The organism is Streptomyces viridosporus (genome assembly GCF_002078235.1).
GTDB lineage: Bacteria > Actinomycetota > Actinomycetes > Streptomycetales > Streptomycetaceae > Streptomyces > Streptomyces viridosporus.
In genome coordinates, this window is sequence record NZ_MSGP01000202.1 from 1 (window position 1) to 294 (window position 294).

Sequence of the window (294 nt, forward strand, 5' to 3'; positions counted from 1 at the left end):
TTCGCCGACATGGCCGTGCCCGAGGGCGAGCCGATCGCGCCCGGCCGGCTGCTGCAGCCCAAGGTCGAGGCGGAGGTCGCCCTGGTGCTGGGCGCGGACCTGCCGCACCGCGACCCGACCGTCGCCGACCTGCTGCGGGCCACCGCCTTCGCCCTGCCCGCACTGGAGATCGTCGACAGCCGCATCGCCGGCTGGGACATCACCATCGTCGACACCGTCGCCGACAACGCCTCCTGCGGCCTGTTCGTCCTCGGCGGCACCCCCGTACCGCTCGACCGCGTCGACCTGCGCGGC

Annotated in this window: 1 pseudogene; it reads left to right on the forward strand. The window is 74.8% G+C overall.

The features are described from left to right. Positions 1 to 294: pseudogene (locus B7L92_RS14805) on the forward strand (2-keto-4-pentenoate hydratase); the annotation flags it as partial.